Genomic DNA, 6,896 nt, shown 5'->3' with positions numbered 1-6,896 from the left:
TGGTCTTGCCACCGGCCTGTTGGAAGAACTGCGCATCGCGCAGTTCTTCCACGAACGGTCCAGGGCTTGCCCTGGTTCGGGTCGAGGGGCGAACAGCCCCCGCGGGGCCCGGGGCAGCGCCCCGGCGCGACGCCTCGTGATGAGACCGATGCTCAGCGCTTGGGCGGGGCGTGCTACGAAGAGCAAAGCCGAATGACCGACCTCCGCGGCAAGACCCTCGCCGGCACCTTCTTCCACGCGCCTGTGCTCGGCACCCTCGAGGTGCTGGAGGACGCCCTCGTCGAGATCGACAAGGCTGGACGGATTGCCACCGTGATCAGGTCGGGCGACCCCCGCCACGAAGGCGCCCGGATCGCTGCGTCCATGGCCGGCACGCTGGTGACGCTTCCCGCTGGCTGCTACGTGATCCCCGGCTTCGTCGACCTCCACATCCACGCCCCGCAATACCCGCAGCTCGGCAAGGCGCTCCACGTGCCGCTGGAAATCTGGCTGCGCCACACCTTCCCGCTGGAAGCCCGCTACGCCGACGCTGCCTTCGCGCGGAAGGCCTACGAAATGCTCGTCGCCGACCTCCTCGCGAATGGCACCACGACGGCTCTCTACTTTGCCACGATCCATCAGGAGGCGACCCGCCTCCTCGTCGACATCTGCCTGGAAAAGGGCCAGCGCGCCCTCGTGGGCAAGGTCGCGATGGACAACCCGCAGGAATGCCCGGACTTCTACCGCGACGCCTCGACCGAGGCCGGCCTCCAAGGCACGCGATCACTCATCGAGTATGTTCGTACCCATCCGGCGAATGAGGGTGGGCTCGTCCACCCCGTCGTGACGCCGCGATTCGTACCCTCCTGCACCGACGCGATGCTCGAGGGCCTCGGCGTCATCGCCAGGGAATGCGGCTGTCACGTCCAGACCCATTGCTCCGAAAGCGACTGGGAGCACGGCTACGTCCTCGCCCGCCACGGGGTGACGGACGCCGAATGCCTCGATGGCTTCGGCCTCCTCACGCGACAATCGATTCTCGCGCATGCGAATCTGATCAACGCAGACGACATGGCCCGTATCGTCACCCGCGGCTCGGGGGTCGCGCACTGTCCCCTGTCGAACGCCTATTTTTCGAATGCAGCCTTCCCGCTCCGTGCGGCGCTTGCAAAGGGCGTCCGCGTCGGCCTGGGTACGGACATTTCGGGCGGCCCGAGCGCCTCCATGCTCGACGCCTGCCGCATGGCCGTCGTGACCTCGCGCATGCTGGAGAGTGGTGTCGACCCGGCGCTGCCGCCGGAGACGCGCGGCCGGCCCTCGTCCCGCATCGACATCCGCGACGCCTTCCATCTCGCGACCGCCGCGGGTGGCGACGCGCTCGAGCTCCCGGTCGGTCGCTTCGCGCCCGGCTGCCATTTCGACGCCGTCCTCGTCGACACCACTGCCCCGAACGGCACGATTCGCCTCTTCGAAGAGCTCGACGAGCCGGAGGATATCCTCGCGAAGATTGTCTACACGGCCTCCCGCGCCAATCTCGCCGAAATCTGGGTCGCCGGGAGACGGGTCGCCGGGGCAGGCTGACGCTCCGGGGACGAGGTTTACATGGTCGCCAAACACCTCGCGTCGTGCCTGCCTTGTTCGGTCCACCCTTCCTCGTAGCGGACCATCGAGAGCCCCGCGCAGAGAGACGGCAGCTCGCCGTCCTCGAGCAAGAACGCAGCCCCCGGTCTGGCATGGCGTAGCAGATTCGACCGCGTCGGATGCTCCACCACGAGGAGCCCATTCGGCGCGAGCAGGCGCGGGTATTGCCGGAAGAGCGGGCGTTCGAGGTAGTGGCTTTGCAGGATCACGTCCCACGGGCCCTCGGGCAGGGGCTCCTCTTCGAGGTCGCGCCGCAGCGTCTCGATCGTGACGCCCGCCTCCCGCCCGCGCTTCTCCGCGACGGAAAGGCCCACGGGCGAGATGTCCACGAGCGTCACCCGAAGGCCCCGCCTGGCCAGCCAAATCGCGTTTCGCCCCGCCCCACCCCCGACGTCGAGCGCGCGCCCCTCCCGGGGCAAATGCTCGTCGAGCGACGTGAGCCAGGCGGAGGGCTCGTCCGGCGCCCCCTCGGCTGCGTACCGCGCGTCCCATTTCTGCCGATCTGCGTCTGCCACGTGCAGGTTCCTCCGCCGCGCATTCGATCAGATTCGCATCCTTCCGTCAATCCGTAGGCGTTCCACGGGGCTCACCGGGAAAACAGCTCCGTCGTTTGGCCCATGTCGTACACCGGCCTCCCGTGCTCGTCCGCGCGCACCCCATGCGTGAGGCGGTGAGGCTCGCGGCGCGTGGGTGAGAGCAGATGCTCGACGGGAACGCCGCAGAGGACGAGCGCATCCGCGATGAGGCGCCGGTGGCAACGTTGCCAGGCCGTCTCTGCGCACATCACGGCGAGCGGCCCACCCTGCTGCGCGTCGCCGACGAGGTGCTCGAGCGCGTCCTCGAACGCGGGTTCGTCCATGTAATCGGCGTACGCCCGGAACCCCTCGTCCTCGAGGGCCGGGTGTCGCGAGGGCCGCTTCGGCCGCCGCCTGCCGCCGAGCTCCTCGCCCCGGAAAACGTATTCGACGCCGAGGCCGGGCAGCGACGCCGCGAGGGCGTCCCGGCCAAACTGCGGGTTGCGGCGGGAGCCGGGGTATCGACGGACATCGAACAGGCGGGCGACCGAGGCGCCGCCGAGCGTCTCGACGAGCTCCTCCAGGCTGCGCGTGCCGTGGCCGATCGTGTAGATGGTGGGGATGGGCGCGGCGGACACCTCGGCAGCATGCCGTGGAGGGACAGCGTGTCAATGCCGCGATGAAACCCACCACGGTCGGAAGCCATCCATGAGGGATCCGGCTGCGCAGGCGAAGGCGATGCGGACGTTGTTCGAGGCGCTCGCTTCCGGGGCGAAAGGGAGCCTGCCAGGATGATGTACCTTGATGCGGTCTTGCGTTTCCTTTGGCACCCGGCCGTCGATGTGTTGCCGCGCCCGCTCTATCCCTGATCCGCGCCGCGAGATCAGGTGTCGGATGAGGTTCATCCGGGACAGCTCCCGTGGTAGCATGGGGAAACATTCTTCACCTTGGCTCGGGTGGCCGCGCCGGAAAGGATCTCCATGCTCGGATCGAGCTCTCCCAGGTTTCCCGTCGTCTCCTCCTTGATTGGCGCCTCGATCCTCTGCGCGAGCGGCGCGGCGTTCGCGGTCGTCACGCAGCCGAACGGCACCGTCATCCCCGTGGGAGGGGGCGCGGCGCTCAGCGGCTACCTCAACGGATCGGCCAACAACGACAACATCAACGAGGGGATCGACGTCGTGCAGAGCGCCGCCGTGGAGCCCCAGGTTTTCTCGCCGCTCTGCGACTTCAGCGGCAAGTACATCGCCAAGGGCGGCGGCGCCAATTTCGCCGTCGGCTGGTACAACGTCGACGACAACATCCCGAGCAACAACCCGCCGAAGTACGTCCCCGTGGACCTCGGGGCGAACCTCAACATGGCGGCGCCGAACAGCGACATCCAGATCCTGTTCCCGTTCTCGGGCGCCCTGCCGCCTCCCGACCAGGTCAACCTGACCGCCGTCTCGATCCGGGAGCACCCGGCCTACAAGGGGGGCTACATCGGCTTCGTGCTGATCCCCAACCCGAACGGCACCGGCACCGGGAACGCGACGCAGTATCACTACACCGAGCACCGGTTCAACGTCACGTGCACGCTGTGCTCGACCCCGGGACCCTGGTACTCGGATCTCCTCTACAAATCGAACATGCTCGCCAACACGTTCTACCTTGGCTTCGAGGATCTCGACTTCAAGGACGCGGCGGGCGCCGAGGGCGTCAACGGGAACGACCTCGACTACGAGGACTTCCTCTTTCGCTTCACCGGTGTCGCCTGTCCCGGCGCCGGGCAACCCTGCGACGTGCCCGACGCGCAAGGCGCGTGCGCCAAGGGCATCTCCGACTGCAATGCGCAGGGAGCGCTCATCTGCAAGGCCGTCCTTCAGCCCGGCATCCAGGGCGAGGCATGCGACGCCATCGACAACGACTGCGACGGCCTGATCGACGATGACGCGACGTGCCCGCCCGATATGGTGTGCAGCAACGGCACCTGCGTCGCGTCCTGCGAATCGGGCGAGTTTCCCTGCCTCCCCTCGTTCGTGTGCAAAGGGAGCTTCTGCATCGAGGAGGCCTGCGCGAACGTGGTTTGTCCGGAAGGCGAGGTGTGTCACGGCGGCGAGTGCCGCGCTCCCTGCGCGGGTGTCGTTTGTCCCGCGGGCCAGGTCTGCAGCGGTGATCACTGCGTGGACCCGTGCGCGGGCGTCACGTGCGGAGAGGGCCAGGTGTGCGTGAGCGGCGTCTGTATCGCCGGGTGCGCCTGCCGGATCTGTCCCTCGGGCGAGAGCTGCCATGTAGACAGCGGCCAATGCGTCGAGACCGCGTGCCTCGGCGTGTCGTGCCAAGCCGGCACCCATTGCAAAGCGGGGAACTGCGTCGACCTCTGCGATGGCGTCACGTGCCCGCCAGGCGAGGCTTGCGAGGGCGGTCAATGCGCCGCGGTCGTGCCCTCCGCGACGAGCTCGTCGACCGGCAACTTCGTCGGATCCGGCGGCGCGGGCGGCGACGGCGGCGCAGGCGGCATGGGCGGCGCCATGACCGGCGGCGGCACGTCGTCCGCAGGCGGCGCGCCGCCCGGAAGCGGCGCGTCCGGGAGCTGCGGCTGCCGCATCGAATCCGCAGCCTCCACCGCCAGCGGCACGGGGCTCAGCGCGCTCCTCGCAGCACTCCTGTTCGCTCGCCGCCGCTCGAGCGGCCGCGGACGCGGACCGCGCGCGAAAGAGCGCTGCTGAGCTCCTCCCCACTGGGAGCATTCGTCTCTTCTGGAGGCCGCCGCGCCGGGGCTCTGCCCCGGGCCCCGCGGGGGCTGTTCGCCCCTCGACCCGAACCAGCGCAAGCGCTGGACTCGTGGTGGAAGAACTGCGCGGTGCGCAGTTCTTCCATCAGGCCCGTTGGAGGGCCGAATGCTGTCATCGGCGGAATCTCGCGCTGTGGGCGGCCGCGCGATGCGCGTGAGGACGCCCTGGGAGGCGGACGTGCTCGTGCCCGGAGAGGGTGAGGACGCCCTGGGAGGCCGACGTGCTCGTGCCCGGAGAGGGTGAGGACGTCCAGGGAGGCGCACGTGCTCGTGCCCGGCGAGGGTGAGGACGCCCTGGGAGGCGGACGTGCTCGTGCCCGGCGAGGGTGAGGACGCCCTGGGAGGCGGACGTGCTCGTGCCCGGCGAGGGTGAGGACGCCCAGGGAGGTGCACGTGCTCGTGCCCGGCGAGGGTGAGGACGCCCTGGGAGGCGCACGTGCTCGTGCCTGGAGAGGGTGAGGACGCGGTGGGCGGGGGCGCTCGCCGGTCTTGCCTCGGCCTGTTCGATGAACTGCGCATTGCGCAGTTCATCGACCCCGGGTCCAGCGCTTGCGCTGGTCCGGGTCCAGGGGCGGATAGCCCCTGGTGGGGCCTGGGGCAACGCCCCAGCGCAGCGCCCCCCAGATGAGACCAACCTCGAGCCGACCGCGGGGACTATGGCAGGGCGCAGGCGGGCACCTGGATCAGGTAGCTCGCGACGTCGTTCTCCATCGTGCTCTCCCAGGTCGAGGCGAACAGCACCTTCGTGAGGTCCGGGTTGGCGATTGCCTGCGCCGAGGTGAAGTAGCCGGCGTTGCCGTAGTGGGTATGGGCGAGATTGTAGACTTTCGGGTTTGCCTGGAGCTCGACGGCGATGACCTTGTTGTAGAACCACTGCGCAGATGGATCGCACGCTTTGGCGCCGTATTCCTCGGAGCAGGCGTAGAACCCGATGACGGCGTAGCCTGGCTTGTTCTTGGAGGTTCCGCTGATGTGCATGGCGGCGCTCCCGTTGTTCTCGCCATAGAGGGGAACGAGCGGCGTCGCCGTCCCGCCCGCGAGCTCGACCATGACCACGTTGCCCGCATTCGCCCCGTCGTAGGCGGTGTAGACGAGCACCTCGTCGCCGTCCTTCGTAATTGCGAGATCGCTGTGCTCGCTGCGGTCGTGCAGCTGCGTGTAGCTCGAAAAATCGGTCTTGTAGGCGCGTGTCCCCATGGGGACTCCCCAGGAGGGCACGCAGTAGTTCCCCTTTGGGCTCGTCGAGATGTGGTCGGGCGCCTCGGTCACGGGCATGTGCCCGAGGATCTTGTCGGCGTCGAAGTCATAGGCGAACAGACCATCGGGAACGAAATTGCCGGCTGTCGTGTGGCCGGCTTCCAGGCACCAGATCTTGCCGTCGTCGGAGGGGCGTCCCTCCTGCTTCGTCCACATTCCGGTCGCGCCCGGGAAGAGCGCCTTCACACGTGTCCCGAGATCTCTTGACGTGGATTTTTCGTCGCTCGTGATGTCGTAGGTCGAGATTGTGAGACCCTGGCCGTACGATTCGAAGAAGTAGAGCTTGTTCGGATCCGTCGGGTGCCAGTTCGGCTCCTGGGGCTCACCCAGCGCGAGCGTCTTCAAGAAAGCCTGGGTGCCGTCTGGCTTCACCTCGTAAAGGCGCATCCACCCGTTCGAGCTGAGCATGAGCGCGCGGGTCGAGTCGGCATTGAAGGCGGGGCGGCGCGAGTATTCGTGGCGGACCCAGCTCGGGATGTCGTGGTCGGTGACTTGCGAGGCGTCGGTCACGCGGGCGACCTTCAGGTGGTAGTGCTCATCCTCGAAGGGGACGTTCAGCGCGGGGCGCATTTTCCCCTCGGTCGGCACCGACGTGTCGAGCCCCTCGACGAGCGTCACATTGCAAGCGCCGCCGCCTGAGCCCCCGCCGCCGCCTGAGCCCCCGCCGCCGCCCGAACCCGCGCTGCCGCCCGCTCGAGCTCGAGCTCGAGGCTCCGCTCGGATCTCCTCCGCTC

General features: G+C 68.3%; 5 protein-coding genes. 2 read left to right on the top strand and 3 right to left on the bottom strand.

What is annotated here, in order from left to right; genetic code table 11:
• The first annotated feature begins 192 nt into the window (after nucleotides 1-192).
• On the top strand, nucleotides 193-1,560 hold the full coding sequence (gene guaD / locus KEG57_RS38520) for a guanine deaminase (RefSeq protein WP_272424411.1): 1,368 nt from the start codon (nucleotides 193-195) through the stop codon (nucleotides 1,558-1,560).
• A 17-nt stretch (nucleotides 1,561-1,577) separates the two neighbouring features.
• Here guaD and KEG57_RS38515 read toward each other — a convergent pair whose 3' ends face one another.
• Both KEG57_RS38515 and KEG57_RS38510 read right to left on the bottom strand, forming a co-directional pair.
• Nucleotides 1,578-2,135: a class I SAM-dependent methyltransferase gene (locus KEG57_RS38515; protein ID WP_272424413.1), complete on the bottom strand. Its 558-nt coding sequence runs from the start codon at nucleotides 2,133-2,135 to the stop codon at nucleotides 1,578-1,580.
• A gap of 71 nt (nucleotides 2,136-2,206) precedes the next feature.
• A complete protein-coding gene (locus tag KEG57_RS38510) occupies nucleotides 2,207-2,773 on the bottom strand; it encodes a DUF488 domain-containing protein (RefSeq protein ID WP_272424415.1) in 567 nt (188 codons plus the stop codon).
• Between the two features lie 342 nt (nucleotides 2,774-3,115).
• On the opposite strand from KEG57_RS38510, the gene KEG57_RS38505 reads away from it, so the two are divergent.
• The gene (locus KEG57_RS38505; RefSeq protein WP_272424416.1) at nucleotides 3,116-4,840 is read left to right on the top strand and encodes a hypothetical protein; all 1,725 of its coding nucleotides are present in this window, start codon (nucleotides 3,116-3,118) and stop codon (nucleotides 4,838-4,840) included.
• Between the two features lie 719 nt (nucleotides 4,841-5,559).
• Here KEG57_RS38505 and KEG57_RS38500 read toward each other — a convergent pair.
• Entirely contained in the window at nucleotides 5,560-6,780 is a 1,221-nt protein-coding gene (locus KEG57_RS38500; protein WP_272424419.1) for a hypothetical protein, read from the bottom strand.
• Nucleotides 6,781-6,896 lie beyond the last annotated feature (116 nt).

It is taken from the genome of Polyangium jinanense (assembly GCF_028435365.1).
This window is presented reverse-complemented; position numbering and strand designations above follow the sequence as displayed.

Excerpts from the sequence above, each read along its gene's own strand:
- guaD (WP_272424411.1), top strand. The coding sequence starts at position 193 with ATGACCGACCTCCGCGGCAAGACCCTCGCCGGCACCTTCTTCCACGCG.
- KEG57_RS38505 (WP_272424416.1), top strand. The coding sequence starts at position 3,116 with ATGCTCGGATCGAGCTCTCCCAGGTTTCCCGTCGTCTCCTCCTTGATT.